The organism is Candidatus Palauibacter soopunensis, from assembly GCF_947581735.1.
Classification (GTDB): domain Bacteria; phylum Gemmatimonadota; class Gemmatimonadetes; order Palauibacterales; family Palauibacteraceae; genus Palauibacter; species Palauibacter soopunensis.
This window is the reverse complement of the sequence record NZ_CANPVT010000002.1, coordinates 122444-139728: the sequence shown is the minus strand read 5'-3', so window position 1 is coordinate 139728 and position 17285 is coordinate 122444. Positions and strand designations below refer to the sequence as shown.

Sequence of the window (17285 nt, the reverse complement as noted above, 5' to 3'; positions counted from 1 at the left end):
CGGCCTGGAAAACGCAGCGATCGAATCAAGCTGAACCGATAACGATTATCGGCGAAACAAGGTACGCGGCGCACGACCCCTTATCAAGCCTCGTTGAGACCCGTTCTCAACTGGCGGCTCCTGCAGGGGCTGCGGCGCGACGGTAGGTTGGCGGCCATGAAAGCGGCCTACTTCGAACGACACGGCGGGCCCGACGTCATCCGCGTCGGCAACCTGCGCGAGCCGACGGCGGGTCCCGGTGAAGTGCTGATCCGCGTGCGCGCGGCGGGCCTCAACCACCTCGACCTCTGGACGCGGCGCGGCCTGCCCGGACTCACGCTGGAGATGCCGCACGTCGGGGGCTCCGATGTGGCGGGCGAGATCACGGTGACGGGGGATGGAGTGGAGGGTTGGGCCCCCGGCGACCGGGTCGCGGTGAATCCGGGCCTGTGGTGCGCCCGAGACGACTGCGAGTGGTGCGCCCGCGGCGAGCACCCCCTCTGCGCCTCCTACCGCATCCTCGGCGAGCACGTGCCCGGCGGCTTCGCGGAACTGGTCGCGGTTCCGGTGCGCAACCTGGTCCGGCTCCCCGACGGCTTCCCGTTCGCGACCGCGGCCGTCGCGCCGCTCGTATACCAGACGGCATGGCGCGGACTCCTCTCGCGTGGACGGCTGGCGCCGGGAGAGACGGTCCTCGTAACCGGGGCGTCCGGCGGCGTCTCCACCGCCGCGATCCAGATCGCGAAACACCGCGGGGCGCGCGTATTCGCGGTCACGAGCGGACCGCTGAACGTGCAGCGGGTGGAGGCGCTGGGGGCGGACCTCGTCATCGATCGTCTCGAGGAGGATTTCTCGCGGCGCGTGTGGTTGGAGACGGAGAAGCGCGGCGTCGACCTCGTCCTCGACAGCGTGGGCGCCGCGACGTGGGAGGGCTGCGTTCGCACCCTGGCGCGCGCGGGCAGAATGGTCGTGTACGGGGCGACGACCGGACCGCAGGGCACGCTCAACATCGCACGTCTGTTCTGGAGTCAGACATCGATCATGGGGACCACGATGGCGACGCGTGCCGAGTTCGAGGCCGTGATGGGGCTCGTGCTGGACGGTACCCTCACCCCGGTCGTCGACGACGTGTGGCCGCTGGACCGCGCGCGCGAGGCCCATGAGCGGCTGGAGGCGGGCGGAGTCTTCGGGAAGCTCGTCCTCGAGCCGTGACCCCGGCGCCGTGACGGCTCCCGGGCGCGCCGAGCGGTTCCGGAGCCTCGCGGAGACCGCCTTCGATGTCCTCGTCATCGGGGGCGGCGTTTCCGGCGCCGCCGTCGCGCGTGACGCGGCCCGCCGCGGTTTTCGCACCGCTCTCGTCGAAGCCGCGGATTTCGCGTGGGGCACGAGCAGCCGTTCTTCCCGCCTCGTCCACGGCGGCTTGCGCTACCTGGAGCACTTCGAGTTCGACCTCGTGTTCGAGGCGAGCCAGGAACGGCGGACCCTGCTCCGGATCGCGACCCACCTCGTGCGGCCGCTGGAGTTCCACTTTCCGATCTTTCGGGACGGCCGCATCGGCCGGACGAAGCTGGACGCGGGGATGTGGCTCTACGATGCGCTCTCGCTGTTCCGCAACATCGAGCGTCATCAGATGCTCGACACCGAGGCGATGCTCGCCCGCGAGCCCGGGCTGCGCACCGAAGGGCTTCTCGGCGGCGCGCGCTATTTCGATGCCCAGGTCGACGATGCCCGGCTCGTCGTCACGACCATCGTGGCGGCGGTCGAGGCCGGGGCGACCGTGGTCAACCGGGCCGAGGTCGTCCGTATCGACGCCTCGGACTGGCCGGGCCACCGGGCGCTGGTGAGAGATGCGGAGAGCGGACGGGAAGTGGGAGTCGACGCCCTTGCGATCGTCAACGCCACCGGCGCGTGGGCCGAACGGATGCTCGACCGCGTCATTGCGGGCCCGGCGGGGTCCCGCCCGGGGAGTGGCGCGACGTCCGCCGTGCGCATCCGTCCCTCGCGGGGGACGCACATCCACGTGGCGCGCGAACGGGTGGGTCACTCCGGTGCCCTGATCTTCGAAGCTCCCCAGGACGGCCGCGTGATGTTCGTCCTGCCGTGGCGGGAGGACCTGACCCTCATCGGCACGACGGACGAGTTCTTCGACGGCCGCCCGCACGAGGTCGCGGCCACCCCCGCGGACATCGCCTACCTGCTCGAGGCCACCCGTCGCCTGCTCCCCGCATCGAAGCTGGGACCGGAGGATGTGATCAGCGCCTGGGCCGGCCTGCGGCCGCTCGTCGCGCCGCCCGCGGACGGTGCCGAGGAGGGCGGCGTGTCGAGGGAGTTCGAGGTTCATCAGCATCCCCCGGGCGTCTTCACGCTGAGCGGAGGAAAACTGACGTCTCACCGGCACATGGCCGAGGCAACGATGGATCGCGTACAGGCGTTCCTTGCGCCGGCCGGCGTGAAAGCGCTTCGGAAGGTGGACACGGACAAGGTTCCGCTTCCCGGTGCGCGGTTCCGGGACCTGGACGCGCTTCGCGGCCGGATCCAGGAGCGCGCCCGCACGCAGGGACTCGGGCGCGCCTCCGCCGACCGCCTCACCCGCGCATACGGGACACGAGCGAACCGGGTCCTCGACCTTGTCGAGCGAAACCCGCGACTCGGCGAGAGGGTCGTCGCGGAGAGGCCGCACCTTCTGGCCGAAGCGGTGTATTCGGTGCGGAGCGAGATGGCCCTTCACGTGGAAGACATTCTCTTTCGGCGGATGCGGGTCGGCCTCGAGACGCGCTCCGGGACGCCGGAGGCGGCGCGCCGCGTCGCCGAAGTCATGGCCCCGGAGCTGGGCTGGACAGGCGAACGGCAGGCGGAGGAAATGAAACGGGCGCTGACATTCAGGGCCGTGGACGACGACGCGATCCGCGAGCTGGCGGCCCACGGGAAGGGGGTCCGCTGAACCGGCGGCCTTTCCGAGCAGGCCGCACTCTTTGCGCGCTTGTGTGGCTAACGGCGGCGTGCGCCCCGGTCGACGACACCCCCGATTCGTCCGGTGTCCCGCCCGATTCCGTGCCGTCCGACGCCGCCGCGGCGGTCGCCCCGCTCCCGGGCGAGGGTCCGACCCGCGAGTACCGGATTCTCCTCGTCAACCCGCTCGACGTGGACGCGTACGTCTTCGCCGCCGCAGGAGCCGGGAGCGTGGTGCTCGATACCGTGCCGCGTCGGGATTCGGTTCGCGTGAACATCCGCGTGCGCGCCGACCTCGTTCGCCTCGAGGCCCGGGATACGGAAGGCACGCTGCTGGCGGAGATCGACCTCGCGCTGGCCAGGGACACCCTCAACCGCTGGGCCATCGAGGCCGACGCACCCATCCGGCGTGTCACCATCGGACCGGAGAATTCGTTAAACGGCAGGAAGGCCTTATACTATGGGAGCGATCTGTGTCCGGATCCGGCTTTAGGTGCGGCGTTGGGTGCAGGGACGATGGAGGAGGGGGGACGCCATGAAGAAGTTCAGGATCGCGCTGGCGCTCGTCGCGAGTATCGCGATGATCGTCGTCGGGCAGCGTCAGGTGGGCCAGAAGGATGTGCGGACGCAGAAGGCCGACGTTCAGGGAGTCGATTCCGAGAACGAGGCCTTGTTCATCTAGCAGCCCGTGGCACGGCCGGCGGCCTCGCCGGTCTTTCCGTCTTAGGAGCCGTCGGGCACTCTCGCGTCGGACGGTGACGGAGCATGACAGGTGCGAGGCACCGGATGAATCCAGCTAGCAGCAGTATTGCCGTGGTGGTGTGTGCGGTGGGGCTCGCCGCATGCTCCGGAGAGAGCTTTGGCCCGTTGACCGGGTTCTCGGATTGCTCGCTCCCGCTCGCGAACTTCACGGACGCCGGCGTGGAGCGCTCGAGTATTCCGGCGCTCACGAATCCCGGAGTTGCCACGCGGCTCATCGCGCCCCACGTCGGCTACGTCACTCGCGGCGATCTCGTGATCGGGCTCGAATTCAACGGCCAGCCCCTCGCCATACCCCTGAAGCTCCTCTGGTACCACGAGGTTCTGAACCTGCAGGCCGAAGTCGATCCGGCCGACCCGAATGCGACGGGAGAACGGCTCACGATCACCTACTCGCCGCTGACGGGGTCGGTCAGCGTCTTCGATCCCGAGCCGAGCGGCACGCCCGACTTCGCGGTGTCCAACTACGTTCTCGACAACAACCTCGTGATGGACGACGGCTCCGGGACGCTCTACCCCCAGTTGACGCGCTCCGCCACGTGCGGCCCGCGGGACGGCAGCAGCCTGACGCGCGTGCCGTACGAGTTGATGCTGTACGGGGCCTGGCTCCAGATCTTTCTGGACACGTGGGTCGCGACACGCGCGACGGGGCACGACTTCCTCTACACGCTCTACCCGTACGGGAACTATCGGGACCCCGACAACGCCTTGCTCTTCTATCCGACTTCCGCCCCGATCGATCCTCGCCGAAAGCCGAAGGAGCGCGTGGTCGGCGTCCCGGCGGGAACCGGCGGCATCGCGTTCGCCATCGCGGACCTGAGAGAAGTCGCGGCCCGGGACCAGGAAGGTCAGAACACGTTCGTCTGGGCCGCGAGTGCGAGGGCGGGTGGAGAGCCGATCGTCGCGTTCTGGAACTCCAGCGCTCAGAGCGCGAGAATCTACCGGGCTCGAGCCAACGGGCGGCCGCTCACGTTCGAGGTCGTCGACGGTCGCCGACAGGACGTGGAGACGGGGAGCGTGTGGAATTTCGCGGGAGAGGCGGTGGAGGGACCGCTGGAGGGGGAAAAACTCGAAGCTCACCCCGAGGCGTACCACGCTTTCTGGTTTGCGTGGGCGGCCTTCCAACCGGACACGGAGGTGTGGGTCGCTCCGGTTCCTCTCACGGGTTCCGCGGATTTCGTGCCGGCGGACGACACGGCGCTGCTGCCGCCGGATCCCGACCTGGTGAGACGGCGTCCGCACTGAGTTGCGCCGGCGCCTCACCGCTCTCGGCGCTGACGCAGGGGTTTGCCACGGACCGCTAGGGCAACGCGGGCATCGGGTACTTCTCGAGCCAGGCGAAACCGAGTTCGTCGCTTCGGACCAGGTAGGCGCTTTCCGCTCCGAAGGCGACGAGCCGCCGGTCCGCGGGCAATTCCGCCTGGGCCACTCGCTGCCCGCCCGCGTCGAACACATCGTAAAGGTGCGCTTCCCCGGCGGGCACATGACGCCGGACCCACGCCCGGCCTTCCGCATCGACCGCGACCGCCCCGGCCGGAATGACCGGCTTCACATCCGGCCACTCGAAGTCGGAGGGATCCGCATTACTCGCGCCGGAAGGCGCTCGGCTCATGGACATCCGCATCCCGCTCCCATCGTCCGCGGCCTCGACACGCAAACCGCCGCCGAGTCCCTCGAGCCACTCATCCTGGTCCGCCCGCCGCACCCGCACGGGCTCGTAGGGTATCTCGGGCCCCCGCGTGACCCCGCCCGCGGGGTCCAGCCACTCCAGCCGGTAGCCGTCCGCGCGCGCGACCGCCACCCGGCCGTCCCAGGCCACGTTCCACGCATCCTGGTTGGAGAACGGCACGGGCCGGATGTTCACGCTGCGGTTATTCGCGTCGCCCGACTCCACGCGCGTCTGCGCCGCAAGCCGGATCCGGCCGACCTCGGAGATCTCGCCCGTCGCCGGATCGAAGCGCGCCACGGCCGCCGAATCCGATGTCCCCGCCATCCCGTCGAGTCGCCGCTGGAAGAAGATCCCGCCTTGGCGGTCGGTCCCGACCGGAATCATCATCGTCATCCCGGTATTCGGCGCTCCCTGAGCGATGGGCCACGTCTCCCCGAAGCTGAGGTCGGCTTCGATGCGGGTGAGCCGCGCGTTGCCGAGATCGACGAGGAGCGACGCGCCATCCGGAAGCGGGAAGAGACCGTCCGGCGTCCGATACTCCTGCGGACCCTGGCCCGTGTTCGTCAGCGTGTCCGCGCCGCTCCCGGGCATCCACGCGATGACCGCGGCGCCGAAGCCATCCGCTATGAGTACGCGGCCGTCTGCCAGTTCGCGTACGCCACGCATGGAACCAAGACCATCCTCGAAGGTCGAGGCCGCCATCCCGAACGAAACCCGCGGCGTCTCCTGCGCCTCCGCCACGCAAACCGCCGCCGGCGACAGCGTCATCGCCGACAGCGCAACGCGGATCACGCCGGAACTCCGTGCTGTGTTCGTCATCGATTTCCCACCAGTCCCCTTACCAGTTCTCTTCGGGCTCGTCCCACGTCTGGGCCCAGAATTCGTCTTCCTCGGCCCTCGCCAACTCGAGATCCACCGGTTCGACGTCTTCCGCGTCGACGCGGCCCACCGTCTCGATGCGCCGCACGATCTCGTCCGTGACGCCGCTACGGGTCTGGCGGCGCAGCCGGCTCCGGAGTCTCCAGCCGGCCACCGCCACGATCACGGCGAGTGCCACGAATACGTATCCGATCACCGCCCCTCGCGGGTCCTGGGAGAAGCCGCGGCAAGTCGTCCGCCGGCCCTGTGCCCGCAAGGTGCCGCTAAGCTAGAGCCCCAGCCAGTGTTCGAACTTGACGAGGAAGACGTTGGTGGAGGGGATCCGGGCGATATCCGCCAGATCTTCCCCGAAGCGGAAAGCGCCGTCGTTGCGGAACGACTGCTGGTCGCGGCTCCAGACGAGAAACACGGTCGATCCGGGTCGATACTGCCAGCGCAGGACCAGGTTGGAGCGGAAGGACTTCACGTTGAAGTCGGGGTCCGCGAAACCGAAGTCCGCCTTCCCGTCCCGGTCGGCGTCAACCTGGTAGAGCCCGAAGCCGTTCGCCTCCAGGCGCCGGATCTCGTTTTCCCCGTATGTCCGGAAGCGATTGGAGAAATCGGACGCCCGTGGATCATCGACCTCCATGAAACGGTCGTAGCTCCCCGCGCTCACGAAGGGCTGAGCGTAGAACTGAAGCGAAAGATCCGGGCTGAACGTGTAGTTCAGGCGCGTCGTGATCGAGATCGTCTGCTGGCTCAGGCGCGCGAACACGTAGTGCGCTCCGTCGGAAGCATCGGGCCGCGAGACGAACTGCCACGCCCGCTCGTTCCACTGCACGCTCGGGCCGATGTTGAACTGGAGGCGGCTCGACGGCTGGAGCATCACGTTCGGCGACACGCCCAGGCGGCGGGTCGCGGTGCTGTACTCTCCTCCGGCGTTGAAGACGGCCCCGAGGCGCACGGGCTTTCGGGAGTCCGTGAACACCCCGCCCCAACTGCTCCACTGGCTCGGCTGGTAGAGCGCGGGGCCTCCGCGCAGCGCCGTCGTGGCGAGTCCCGCCCACTCCTGATTGAACCCGGCGAAGCCGCGCCAGAAGTTCTTGAGCTGGAAGTTCCCGTTCACGTTGCCGCCCGTGAACTGCCGTTCGCCGCGGAATGTCCAGCCGGACCACGTCGCCGCGTTCACTCCCCAGTTCCGAAACGGCCCCTGCGGCCGGAACTGCTCGTAGTTCACCCACACCGCCCCGACCCGGTAATCCGCGTTCTGCTGGAATCCGAGGTCGTTCGATTCGAAGCCGGGCGACCGGTTCTCGCCGAACAGCCCGTAGCGCCAGTTTCCGCCTCCGACCTTGGAGAAATTGATCGTCGACGTGCTGCCCGAGAGACGCGTGCGGGTGGGGTCCAGTCCGTGCCTGGAGTCCGGGCTCTGGAAGTAGTGGACGGAGGAACGCTGGATGCGCTCGATGGCCTCCGGGCTCCCGCTCACGGTGCTCCCGATCACATGGCCGCTGATCTCGTAGTTGCCGCTTCCGAACCGATGCCGGAAGTCGATCCCACCCGTGTACGCCTGGTCCGCCAGGAAGGCGAGCGACCCCCCGGCGTCCAGGCGCCGGTTGGTGGCGGTAGCGATGAGGCCGACGGCGCTCTCCCCGTCGCGGAAGTCCCGGATGACCCGTCCGACCGCGTAATTCGTCACCGGTTCCACCAACTGCTCGCCCAGCGTCCCCTGCGGGGTGGAGAACTGCGCCATCTCGTTCGACGTGAGCGCGTCGAGGAAACCGATCGACCACCCGTTCGCCGTCTTTCCGGACAGCTTCGCCGCGCCGAGAATGCTCGTCGCCGCCGGCACGTCGCGGTAGTCCGCCGGGCTCGTCACGGATCCCTGGGGCGTCCGCCCGATGCGGCGGCTATAGAAGAGCGACTCGTTGTTGTCATCGCCCCCACCGAAGGAGAAACCGAAGATGTCCGATCCCTCCTGGAAGAACGGCCGCTTCTCGGGAAAGAACGTCTCGAACGCCGAGAGGTTCACGACGGACGGATCCGCCTCGACCTGCCCGAAGTCGGGGTTTACGGTGACGTCGAGCGTGAGGTTCTCCGTGATTCCGTACTTCAGGTCGCCTCCCACCGTCTGGCGCAACGCCGTGGCCGTGTAGAACGGATCGGCGGCGGTGCCCGGCGCCCGAGTCGCGGAGGAGAGGACATAGGGCCGCACCTCCAGATTGCGGCGCGGCCGGAGGCCCTGAAGATCGCGCAGCGTGCCGAAGGCGGAGACGACCCGCGAGCCATCCTCCGGCAGGGGCGACCACACGCTCGATTCCTCCAGGCGGGCGATCTCGCGCCGGAAGTTGATGCCCCACGTGCTTTCGGCGCCGTCTTCGGAGGATCCGGCGAACCGGAGTTGCGAGAGGGGGATCCGCAGTTCGGCGGTCCAGCCCGTCTCGTCCGTGCGCGTCGCGCTCTCCCACACCGCGTCCCAATCGTCGTCCGCCTGCGTATCGGAGAACAGCAGGCCGTCGCTCTGGACGCCCGCCACGCTCACGGAGAAGCGGAATGCGGTCCGGTGATCGAAATAGCTGTCGAAGGAGACATGAAAGGCGTCCGTCGTCACCTGTTCATCGCGGCGCGCGAGCCGGCGAATGATCCCGCCGGGATCGCGGTCGTACATCCGCGCGCCGACGTAGACGGCGTCGTCCGTATAGAGCACTCGAACCTCGGTGCGCTCGCTGGCGGGCTCCCCCGGGTCGGGCCGGAACTGAACGAAGTCGCGGGCAGTGGGCGCCCCGCTCCAGGCGGCTTCATCCAGCCGTCCATCGATCTGCGGCGGCTCCGTCGCCCGGATCGCCCGGAGCGCCGGGGCCGCGGCGGCCCGCGCGTGCGTCTCGCCGCCGATGACGGAGTCCTGCGCCGCAAGCGGCGCGGCCAGGCCCAACAACAGCAGGAATGCCGCCAACCGGCGCACCGGGGCGGCGGAATCTATCAGAAACAAGGAGAACCTCAACGTGACCTTCCTTAGGCAGCCCGAACCCGAAACGTTGCGAAGTAGGACGCGTCGAGCCGTCGAAAGGTTGCGGCGCGTCGCATCCCTGGCCGGAACGAGGTTGCCAGGGAAAAAGTTGCAGCGGGTCAGCCGCCCGCGTCGGCCTCCAGGCGGGCGATATCCGCCTCGGACGCGATGTAGCCGAATCCCGCCCAGCCGGAGCCCTCGAGAATGCGGCGGTACATCTCCGCCGCCCGCGCCTCGCGGCCGTTGTAGAGGTGCCAGGTCGCGACCCCGTAGGCCACCGCTACGCCCGCCGGATCTCCGCTCTCGGGATCCCACAGCTCGTCGGCATCGAGTTCCCCCCTGTACATGAGGAGGAGCCGGTGATAGCTGGTATTCTCGATAACATCGAGTTCCGCCGTCACCGGTTCGAGGACGGCCGCCGCCTCGGCGTCGCGGCCCAGACGGCGGAGCGCCATGTACCACCAGTGCGAGATGGCCACGAGCTGGTCGGGGTTCGTCGTGACCGCCATGTAAGCCTCGTACGACGGCAGCGCGCCCGCGAAGTCGCCCTGCAGGTAACGGGCCAGGGCGAGGTGGTAGTGGATGTTCGACTGCAGCGTGCTCGTCGGGATGCCGCGAGCGTTGGGCTGGCCGTCCGGCTCGACCTCGTCCTCCTCTCCTCGCACCAGGTCCGCGGCGTGGGAAAGGTCCTCGATCGCGCGATCGAACTCTCGCACGCTGATCCAGCGGTGGCCCCGGTGGCGGTACATCCGCGCGTCGTCCGGGTACTTCTCGATCCCCTCCGAGAAGATCTCGATCGCGTCGCGAAAGGCCCCCGTGTACCCGACGCGCCGTCCGAGCCAGATGATCGCGTCCGCATCATCCGGATCCGCGTCGTAATCGGCTCGGGCGACTTCGATGTCTTGCGCCTGCTCGGCCGAAGCGGGGGAGATCGCCTCCGCCCCCTCCGGGAGTCCGTCTCCGGCAGCCGACGTTTGTGCCTCGTCCGCCGCCTCCCCGCAGGCCGCAAGGCAGAGTGCGACCATGAGGGCGCGGAGTTCCATTCGATAGCGTTTCATCGTTTTCCTCGGGAGAGGGGTTTCCGCGGCTCGCAAAACCCGGACCGGATTGCGAGCGTACGGCGGACTGCGAGAATCCAACATCAAGCCGGACTCACGGCCGCGCCGCAAGGGAGGTGGACATGACCGAGGAACACAGAGTGCCGGGTGAGAACCTCGTCCGGAAGATCAAGGAGATCATCCGGGAGGGGAACGTCCGCCGCATCTCGATCCGGAACGAGGACGGGAAGGAGCTCATCGAGGTGCCGCTCTCCATCGGCGTAGTGGGCACGTTGATGCTGCCCGCCTGGGCGGCGATCGGCGCCATCGCCGCGCTCGTCACGAACTGCTCGATCGTCGTCGAACGCGACGAACCCGAGGGAGAAACGAACCAATACCCGGTGTCCGCCGACGACGAGGGCGACGGATAAGCAGCCCGCGGGGTCTTGCCACGGACTGCTGAGCGGGGCATCGGTCTCGGCAACTCGGAACTTGTCGACTACCTTGAAGAAGCGGCGTCTTCACGAGGATGCCCGATCCAACATTAGCGAAACGTGGAGTGCCAGCGGGCGGGAGCCCCGGCCCCACTTCAAAACGGACGGAGGGTTCATGAAGAAGCGTTTGCTTACGTTGTTTGTGCCGGTTGTCGTCGCGGCGGTTGTCGCAGGCTGCGGCGGCGACGACATGGTGGAGCCGGAGCCGCCCGACGTCGCGGGGCCGCCGGACGTCTCGGGCACCTACAGTCTCGTATCCCTGACCGGTGTGATCACCCAGGGGGCGACGATCGGACCGCCGATCGCCGTGGGGACGGCCATGCTGACGCAGAATCCCGGAACGGGCGACAGTGCGACCGGCTCGATGTCCATGACCCTCACGGTGACGAACCCGCTGAACGGCGAGGTGACGACAATCGAGGACCAGGGGACGTTTACGCTACGGACGGACGGAAGCTGGGAGTTCTCGGGCCAGCTGCAACAGAACATCGGCACGTACACGCTGGCGGGGAACGTTCTAACCGTCCAGGTGACGGAGCCCCCGGCGGCCGTCGCGACTACGATTTGGCAGCGGCAGTAGCGGCCGGGATCCGACGACGTCTCACGGCAGGCGCCGCGCTCGCCTTCTTCTACACGCGCGCGGCGCTCGCCTCCTTCTACGCGCGGGCGGCGTTCGTCTCCTTCTACGCGAGCGCCCCGCTCGCCGCCCAGGCCCAGGACGCCATCGTACGCGGCCGTGTCCTCGACGCGGAAACGGGCGCACCGCTCGCCGGCGCCACCGTGCTCATCCGCGACACTCCGTTGCGTGCGACCACGCGGCCCGATGGCGGTTTCGCGATCCCCTCGCCGTCCGATGGGGCCTACACGCTGATCGTGGTCGCGGATGGTTTTCGCGCCTCCGAACGTCGAATCGAGCCCGAGGCGTCCGGAGAACTCAGCATTCTGCTCGAGCGCCGGCTGTTCGACGTTCCCGAGTTGACCGTGACGGCGAACCGATCCGCCGCCCGCCCCGGCGAAGCCCCGGTGAGCGTTGCCGTCATGAGCGGCGACGAACTCGGCAACCGCGACATCGTGACGCTCGACGAAGCGCTTCCGTTCGCGCAGGGTGTGATCTTCAATTCCGGCCAGATGGACATCCGCGGCGCCACCGGTCTGGCGCGGGGCGTTGGGAGCCGCGTTCTCATGCTCCTCGATGGCCACCGCGTGCTCTCCGGCGTGGGCGCATCCATCGATTTCAGCGGTCTGCCCGTGCTGGACGTGGACCAGATCGAGATCGTGAAGGGTCCGCATTCCACGCTGTGGGGGACGAACGCGCTGGGCGGCGTCGTGAACGTGATCACGAAGCGGCCATCCGCGGCGCCCGAGACCATCGTGCGCGGGTACTTCGGCCTCTTCGACACGCCGGCCCGACATTCGTTCACCGACGAGCGGCTGAGCAGGGAAGGGATTGCGCTCCAACATTCCCGGCGCCTCGGCGATGTCGGCACCACCCTGTACGTCGCGCGCGAGGAATCGGACGGGTTCCGGCAGAACGGCGCGCTGGAACGCTGGAGGGTGCGGCTCAAGACCGTCTTCCCGGCGGAATCCGCCAATCCGTGGGAGATCTTCGTCAACTGGACGCGGAAGGACGAGGAGGAGTTCTTCACCTGGCTGTCGGCGGATCGTCCGCTGGAGGTCGATCCGACGGAACTCGGGGACTGGATTCGGTCGGACGACCTCGTCCTCGGTGTGACGGCCAATCCGATCGTCACGCCGAAACATCGCGTGCAGATACGCCCCCACATCTACCACGCGCGGAACCAGAACTACTTCCACGACAACGAGGACTTCCACCGCTCGACGCGCATCGGCACCGATGTCCAGTGGTCTCTCTTCCCCAACCGGTCGCACGCGCTGACGATCGGGGCGGAAGGCGCTTTCACCGGCGTGACCTCGAACTTCCTCGCGCCGTCGCCCGATGTGACGGACCTCGCGCTATTCGCGCAGGATGAGATCACGTTCTCGGACCGGGTTCGCGGCTCGGTGGGCCTGCGACTCGACTACCACAACGCCTCGGCGGCGATGGAGGACCGGTTCGTCAATCCGAAACTCGGGATCGTCTACGAGGCGAGCGACCGGTTGAGCCTTCGGGGGTCCCTCAGCCGCGGATACCGGGCGCCGAGCGTGTCCGAGCAGTTCACTTCGACGACCCAGTTCGGCTTTCGAGTCATCCCCAATCTCGAGTTGCGGGGAGAGTCCGCCTGGGCCCGGGAGGTCGGGGCGACCGTGCACGTGAGCGATCGCGTCTGGCTGGACGCCGGACTCTTCTGGAGCGACTACACGGATCTCATCGAACCGTCGCCGGCGCCCAACAACGTGTTCGTGTTCCAGTTCCGCAACGTCGCCGAAGCCATGGTGCGGGGAGTCGACGCGGGCCTGCGGATCGGCGTGATTCCGACCCGCCTCGACCTCAACGCGAATTACACTTTCCTCGATACCCGGGACGACCGGACCGGGCGCGCGCTCCCCTACCGGTCGCGCCACAACTTCACGGCCACGGCGTCCGGCTGGAGAGGCGCGGTCGCGGTCGACTTCCGCCACCGGAGCCGCGTGGAGCAGGTGCTCGCCTTCCCGCTCGACGAGCGTAGCGCCATCAACCTCGTCGACCTGCGCGTGCGCGCCCAGATTCTGGGGACCCGCGTGCAGGCGAAGATCGAGAACCTGTTCCAGACGACCTACGTGGACGTGCAGGAACGGAGTCCGGGACCCACCCGAAGCTTCCGCCTCACCGTAACTCCCCGCTTCTAGTACGCCCGTGGCTTGCGGAAATCCCGGCGCCCGCCGGTTGGCCGGCACGCTGTTCGCAGCCTGCGCGTTGGCGGCCTGCGAACCGTCGCCGCCCCCTGACGCGGCCGGCGACGTCACCCGGGACCGCCTGCTGGCGACGGACACCGTCCCGGCGGAGTGGCTGACCTCCGGCCGGGATTTCGGGGAAACGCGGTATTCGCCGCTCGGGCGCATTCGTCATGAACGCGGCCGCCGTGGGTCTCGCCTGGGAGTATCCGTGGCAGTCCCACGTCGGCTCCGTGCACTGGGGGCTCGAGGCCACCCCAGTCGTCGTCGACGGCGTCATGTATTCGCCGGGACCCTGGGGCAGCGTCGCGGCGCTCGACGCGGCGACGGGCGAACCGGTGTGGCGCTACGACCCGCAGGTCGACCCGAGCTACACGCGAAAGGGCTGCTGCGGCCCGATCAACCGCGGACTGGAGGTGTGGGAAGGCCGCGTCTACGTCGGCACCTTCGACGGCTGGCTGGTGGCGCTCGAGGCGGCGACGGGCGAGGAGATCTGGCGCGTCGACACCTTCATCGACCGGTCCCTCTCCTACACGAGCACCGGGTCGCCGCAGATCGCCGGTGACGTCGTGGTCCTCGGCAACGCCGGCGGCGACTTCGGCGTGCGCGGGTACATTACGGCCTACGACGTCGAGACCGGCGAGGAGGCGTGGCGCTTCTTCACCGTTCCCGGCGATCCGGGCGACGGCTTCGAGCACCCGGAGTTGGAGGCGGCCGCCGCGACATGGGATCCCGATTCGGCCTGGGAGGGAGGACTCGGGGGCACCGTGTGGGGAGAGATGGCGTACGATCCCGCGCTCGATCTTCTCTACGTGGGCACGGGAAACTCCTACCCCTACCCGATCTGGCACCGAAGCCCGTCGGGCGGCGACAACCTCTACCTCGTCTCCATCCTCGCGATCGATCCGAAGACGGGTCGCCTCGTCTGGCACTACCAGACGGTGCCGGCCGAGATCTGGGACTACACCGCGACGCAGAACATCATCCTGAGCACGGTCACGATCGACGGCCGCCCGCGCGACGTCCTGCTCCAGGCTCCGAAGAACGGCTTCTTCTACGTGCTCGACCGCGCCACGGGCGAACTTCTGCAGGCGGAGAACTTCGTGACCGTCACCTGGGCACACGGGATCGATCTCGAGACGGGTCGGCCGATCCCGAACCCCGCCGCGGACTATCGCGACGAACCGCGCGTCGTTTTCCCCTCCTCCGCGGGTGGGCACAACTGGCAGCCGATGTCCTTCAATCCGGAGACGGGCATCGCCTACATCCCCGCCCGCGAACAAGCCATGCTGTGGCGCTCGCTGGCCGAGTTCGACCATCGCCCCGAGGTCGCGTACGAAGGCTTCACGGCCTCCTGGCCGCCGTTCCCCGAGGAGTTCGCGCACCTCGCCGACGGTCTTCCCGATATCGGCCCGAACGAGTTTCTTCTCGCGTGGGACCCCGTCGCGGGGCGCGAGTTATGGCGGGTTCCGCGCGGCAGCATGTGGAACGGGGGCACTCTCGTAACGGGCGGGAACCTCGTCATCCAGGGGACGGCGGCGGGGACGCTCGACTTCCATCAGGCCGACACCGGCGCGCGCATCCACAGCATCCATCTCGGCACCGGCGTCATGGCGGGGCCCATGACGTACGAGGTCGACGGCGTGCAGTACATCGCGGTCATGGCGGGCTACGGCGGGCCGAGGGGCTCCGCCTATCCGCTCGGCTCGGCGGCGTACGACTACGACAGCGCGGGGCGGCTGCTCGTCTTCAGGCTCGATGGCCGGGAGGTGCCGCTACCCCCCGCGCAGATCGTGCCGACCACGCCGGAACCGCCGGATCTCGCACTCGACGCGGCCAGGGTCCGGCGCGGGGCGGAACTCTTCGGGATCCACTGCGGCATCTGTCACCGGGCCTCGGACGAACACCTCTCCGCCTATCCCGATCTGCGCCGCATGGATGGCGGCGCGTGGGAGAGTTTCGACGCCGTGGTGCTGGGCGGCGCGCTCGCCGTGAACGGCATGGCGGCCTTTGGCGACCTTCTCTCGATGGAGGACGTGACCGCGATCCGGCACTATCTCACGAGCGAGCAGAGGCGCCTGTGGGAGGCGGAGTCGGCCGGGGCGGGTCGGTAGGTCCCTCCGCTTTCATCACGTCGAGTTCGACCGTCCGCTTCAGGTCCCGGTTGATGAAGATCGGAAACGTGTACCCGCCGTACTTCTGAAACGTCAGGTTGCTGATGCCCACGACGTGATTGAAGGTGGCCGCCTTCCCCGGCGGGGCCTGAACGGAGAACCCGCCGGTCACCTTGAACAGTTCCTGCCCGTCCTCGTCCATGCACCGGATTTCGAGTTCGTGCTGCCGGTCGGTTTCGGACGGCTCGGCCCGGATCCTCAGGACCAGTTGCATGGATGGGTGGGTTACCGGCATGGCCCCGGCGTACAGCGTGTCGAAGAGGCCCATGAGATTGAGCTTGCCGTCGCTCGAGGTATTGGCGGCGTCGGCCAGTGTAGCCAGCACGATTTCCATTCGTCGGTTCTCCAGTAGGAAAGAAACAGCCCGCGATCGGAGCGTCAGCCGAAGATGCCGCCGACGATTTCGAGGATCGCTTCGAACACGCTGGCGGCCGCATCGCCGACGGCGTCGAGCGCGGCCGGCGCCGCTTCCGCAGCGGCCGCCACGGCGTGGCCGGCGACGTGCGCGCCCACGAAGACGAGGTCCGGCGCCCAGAAGAGCGTCTCGAACAGGACATCGGCGCCGGTGTCCGCGGTGCGCGCGACGGCGCCGTCGCGTCCCCGCCGCGCGACGAGCCTGTCCCTCTCCATCTTCCAGATCGCCTCGAGTTCGTGGTGGTCGAACCATACGCCCTTGCATCGCTTGCAAACGTCCAGCGTCAGCGACGATTGGCGGACCTGCAGCATCCGCGTGTCGCAGGCGGGACAGTTCAGGCGGGTCTTCGCCCCGCACGCGGCGCATGCAGGCGCGTCGCGGTCCACGAATGCGCGGCAGGAGTGACACTGGGCCCGGTGCCGCTCCTCCCGCGCCGGGATCTGCGCCCACAGCGACTCGGGCCGCTCGGAACGGAGGCGCTGCACCTCTCCCAACTCGAACCACATGCCGCCGCAACGGGCGCAATGGTCGAGCGTCAGCGGGCCCGAGGCGTCTCCGGCCCCGGTCCCGAGCGACGTCTTCTCCATCTTGGCCCCGAGACATACGGGACACGGCCAGCGCGTCTCGCTCACGACCGCGGCTCTCCCCTCACGACTCGAGAAGCCCGCGCGCGGTGTCCTTCTCCGACAGGTGTCGCACGTCGTGGAACGTGTACACGAGCAGGCCCGAGTCCGTGATCTCGATCTCGGCCATCTCCCGCGCCATCAGTTCGTTCAGGAGTTCCTCGGCCGTCGTCGTCGGCACCGCAAGTTCCCCGGCGACCTCGACCGCCGTCAGCCTCCCGCCGTGGCGCCCGGCCATCTTCAGGACCTCCGCCTCGAGCGTGTCGCGGCGGAGTTCCTCGCGTCGGTGTTCGATGCGGCGTCCGATCCCGAAGTGGCGTGCCAGGAGCAGGCCGCCGCCGGCGGCGGGCAGTCCGGCCGCGATGAAAAGCGCGAAGAGGGTTCTCAAGGCGAGCGGATCCGCGCCCGAGCGAAGGAACCCCACGACCATGAACAGCGCCAGCCCGAGGAGAACGACGCCTCCGATGAGCTTTCCCACTGCGTCAGGCC

Annotated in this window: 15 protein-coding genes; 8 read left to right on the top strand and 7 right to left on the bottom strand. The window is 68.4% G+C overall.

Annotated features, from left to right (window positions below):
- Nucleotides 1–93: 93 nt before the first annotated feature.
- The 4 genes from RN901_RS00915 (at nucleotide 94) to RN901_RS00900 (ending at nucleotide 4932) form a co-directional block, all read left to right on the top strand.
- Nucleotides 94–1191 (top strand): zinc-binding dehydrogenase, encoded by a 1098-nt coding sequence (locus tag RN901_RS00915; RefSeq protein ID WP_310754865.1) that lies wholly within the window; start codon nucleotides 94–96, stop codon nucleotides 1189–1191.
- Complete coding sequence (glpD, locus tag RN901_RS00910) at nucleotides 1139–2920, top strand: glycerol-3-phosphate dehydrogenase (RefSeq protein WP_310754863.1); 1782 nt, start codon at nucleotides 1139–1141, stop codon at nucleotides 2918–2920. Before RN901_RS00915 ends, glpD begins: the two co-directional genes overlap by 53 nt.
- A 543-nt stretch (nucleotides 2921–3463) precedes the next feature.
- A complete protein-coding gene (locus RN901_RS00905; RefSeq protein ID WP_310754861.1) occupies nucleotides 3464–3610 on the top strand; it encodes a hypothetical protein in 147 nt (48 codons plus the stop codon).
- A gap of 185 nt (nucleotides 3611–3795) precedes the next feature.
- Nucleotides 3796–4932 (top strand): DUF3179 domain-containing (seleno)protein, encoded by a 1137-nt coding sequence (locus tag RN901_RS00900; RefSeq protein ID WP_310754859.1) that lies wholly within the window; start codon nucleotides 3796–3798, stop codon nucleotides 4930–4932.
- A gap of 55 nt (nucleotides 4933–4987) precedes the next feature.
- Here RN901_RS00900 and RN901_RS00895 read toward each other — a convergent pair whose 3' ends face one another.
- The 4 genes from RN901_RS00895 to RN901_RS00880 all read right to left on the bottom strand — a co-directional run bounded on the left by RN901_RS00895 (nucleotide 4988) and on the right by RN901_RS00880 (nucleotide 10279).
- Nucleotides 4988–6148, bottom strand: coding sequence for a hypothetical protein (locus tag RN901_RS00895; protein ID WP_310754857.1), 1161 nt, complete (start codon nucleotides 6146–6148; stop codon nucleotides 4988–4990).
- A gap of 46 nt (nucleotides 6149–6194) precedes the next feature.
- Complete coding sequence (locus RN901_RS00890) at nucleotides 6195–6431, bottom strand: hypothetical protein (protein WP_310754855.1); 237 nt, start codon at nucleotides 6429–6431, stop codon at nucleotides 6195–6197.
- A 72-nt stretch (nucleotides 6432–6503) separates the two neighbouring features.
- Complete coding sequence (locus tag RN901_RS00885) at nucleotides 6504–9203, bottom strand: DUF5916 domain-containing protein (protein ID WP_310754853.1); 2700 nt, start codon at nucleotides 9201–9203, stop codon at nucleotides 6504–6506.
- Between the two features lie 137 nt (nucleotides 9204–9340).
- On the bottom strand, nucleotides 9341–10279 hold the full coding sequence (locus RN901_RS00880; protein ID WP_310754851.1) for a hypothetical protein: 939 nt from the start codon (nucleotides 10277–10279) through the stop codon (nucleotides 9341–9343).
- A 122-nt stretch (nucleotides 10280–10401) separates the two neighbouring features.
- On the opposite strand from RN901_RS00880, the gene RN901_RS00875 reads away from it, so the two are divergent.
- The 4 genes from RN901_RS00875 (at nucleotide 10402) to RN901_RS00860 (ending at nucleotide 15698) form a co-directional block, all read left to right on the top strand.
- Entirely contained in the window at nucleotides 10402–10689 is a 288-nt protein-coding gene (locus RN901_RS00875) for a DUF4342 domain-containing protein (RefSeq protein ID WP_310754849.1), read from the top strand.
- 178 nt (nucleotides 10690–10867) lie between these two features.
- Nucleotides 10868–11332, top strand: a complete 465-nt coding sequence (locus tag RN901_RS00870; RefSeq protein WP_310754847.1) for a hypothetical protein — start codon at nucleotides 10868–10870, stop codon at nucleotides 11330–11332.
- A complete protein-coding gene (locus tag RN901_RS00865; RefSeq protein ID WP_310754845.1) occupies nucleotides 11317–13539 on the top strand; it encodes a TonB-dependent receptor in 2223 nt (740 codons plus the stop codon). Before RN901_RS00870 ends, RN901_RS00865 begins: the two co-directional genes overlap by 16 nt.
- 218 nt (nucleotides 13540–13757) lie before the next feature.
- On the top strand, nucleotides 13758–15698 hold the full coding sequence (locus RN901_RS00860; protein ID WP_310754843.1) for a PQQ-dependent dehydrogenase, methanol/ethanol family: 1941 nt from the start codon (nucleotides 13758–13760) through the stop codon (nucleotides 15696–15698).
- On the opposite strand, the gene RN901_RS00855 is transcribed toward RN901_RS00860, so the two are convergent.
- From RN901_RS00855 to RN901_RS00845, 3 genes are read right to left on the bottom strand one after another with little or no spacing between them, the layout of a single operon-like run.
- Nucleotides 15643–16092 carry a hypothetical protein gene (locus RN901_RS00855; protein WP_310754841.1) on the bottom strand — a complete coding sequence of 150 codons (450 nt, stop codon included), beginning with the start codon at nucleotides 16090–16092 and terminating at the stop codon, nucleotides 15643–15645. The two genes, RN901_RS00860 and RN901_RS00855, sit on opposite strands and share 56 nt — an antisense overlap.
- 44 nt (nucleotides 16093–16136) lie before the next feature.
- The gene (locus tag RN901_RS00850) at nucleotides 16137–16805 is read right to left on the bottom strand and encodes a zf-TFIIB domain-containing protein (protein ID WP_310754839.1); all 669 of its coding nucleotides are present in this window, start codon (nucleotides 16803–16805) and stop codon (nucleotides 16137–16139) included.
- Between the two features lie 16 nt (nucleotides 16806–16821).
- Entirely contained in the window at nucleotides 16822–17274 is a 453-nt protein-coding gene (locus RN901_RS00845) for a hypothetical protein (RefSeq protein ID WP_310754837.1), read from the bottom strand.
- Nucleotides 17275–17285: the final 11 nt, after the last annotated feature.

Bases quoted from the DNA above. Each gene is read 5' to 3' on its own strand.
- glpD (WP_310754863.1), top strand. From the start codon at position 1,139: ATGAGCGGCTGGAGGCGGGCGGAGTCTTCGGGAAGCTCGTCCTCGAGC.
- RN901_RS00905 (WP_310754861.1), top strand. From the start codon at position 3,464: ATGAAGAAGTTCAGGATCGCGCTGGCGCTCGTCGCGAGTATCGCGATG.
- RN901_RS00880 (WP_310754851.1), bottom strand. From the start codon at position 10,279: ATGAAACGCTATCGAATGGAACTCCGCGCCCTCATGGTCGCACTCTGC.
- RN901_RS00875 (WP_310754849.1), top strand. From the start codon at position 10,402: ATGACCGAGGAACACAGAGTGCCGGGTGAGAACCTCGTCCGGAAGATC.
- RN901_RS00870 (WP_310754847.1), top strand. From the start codon at position 10,868: ATGAAGAAGCGTTTGCTTACGTTGTTTGTGCCGGTTGTCGTCGCGGCG.
- RN901_RS00860 (WP_310754843.1), top strand. From the start codon at position 13,758: ATGAACGCGGCCGCCGTGGGTCTCGCCTGGGAGTATCCGTGGCAGTCC.
- RN901_RS00855 (WP_310754841.1), bottom strand. From the start codon at position 16,092: ATGGAAATCGTGCTGGCTACACTGGCCGACGCCGCCAATACCTCGAGC.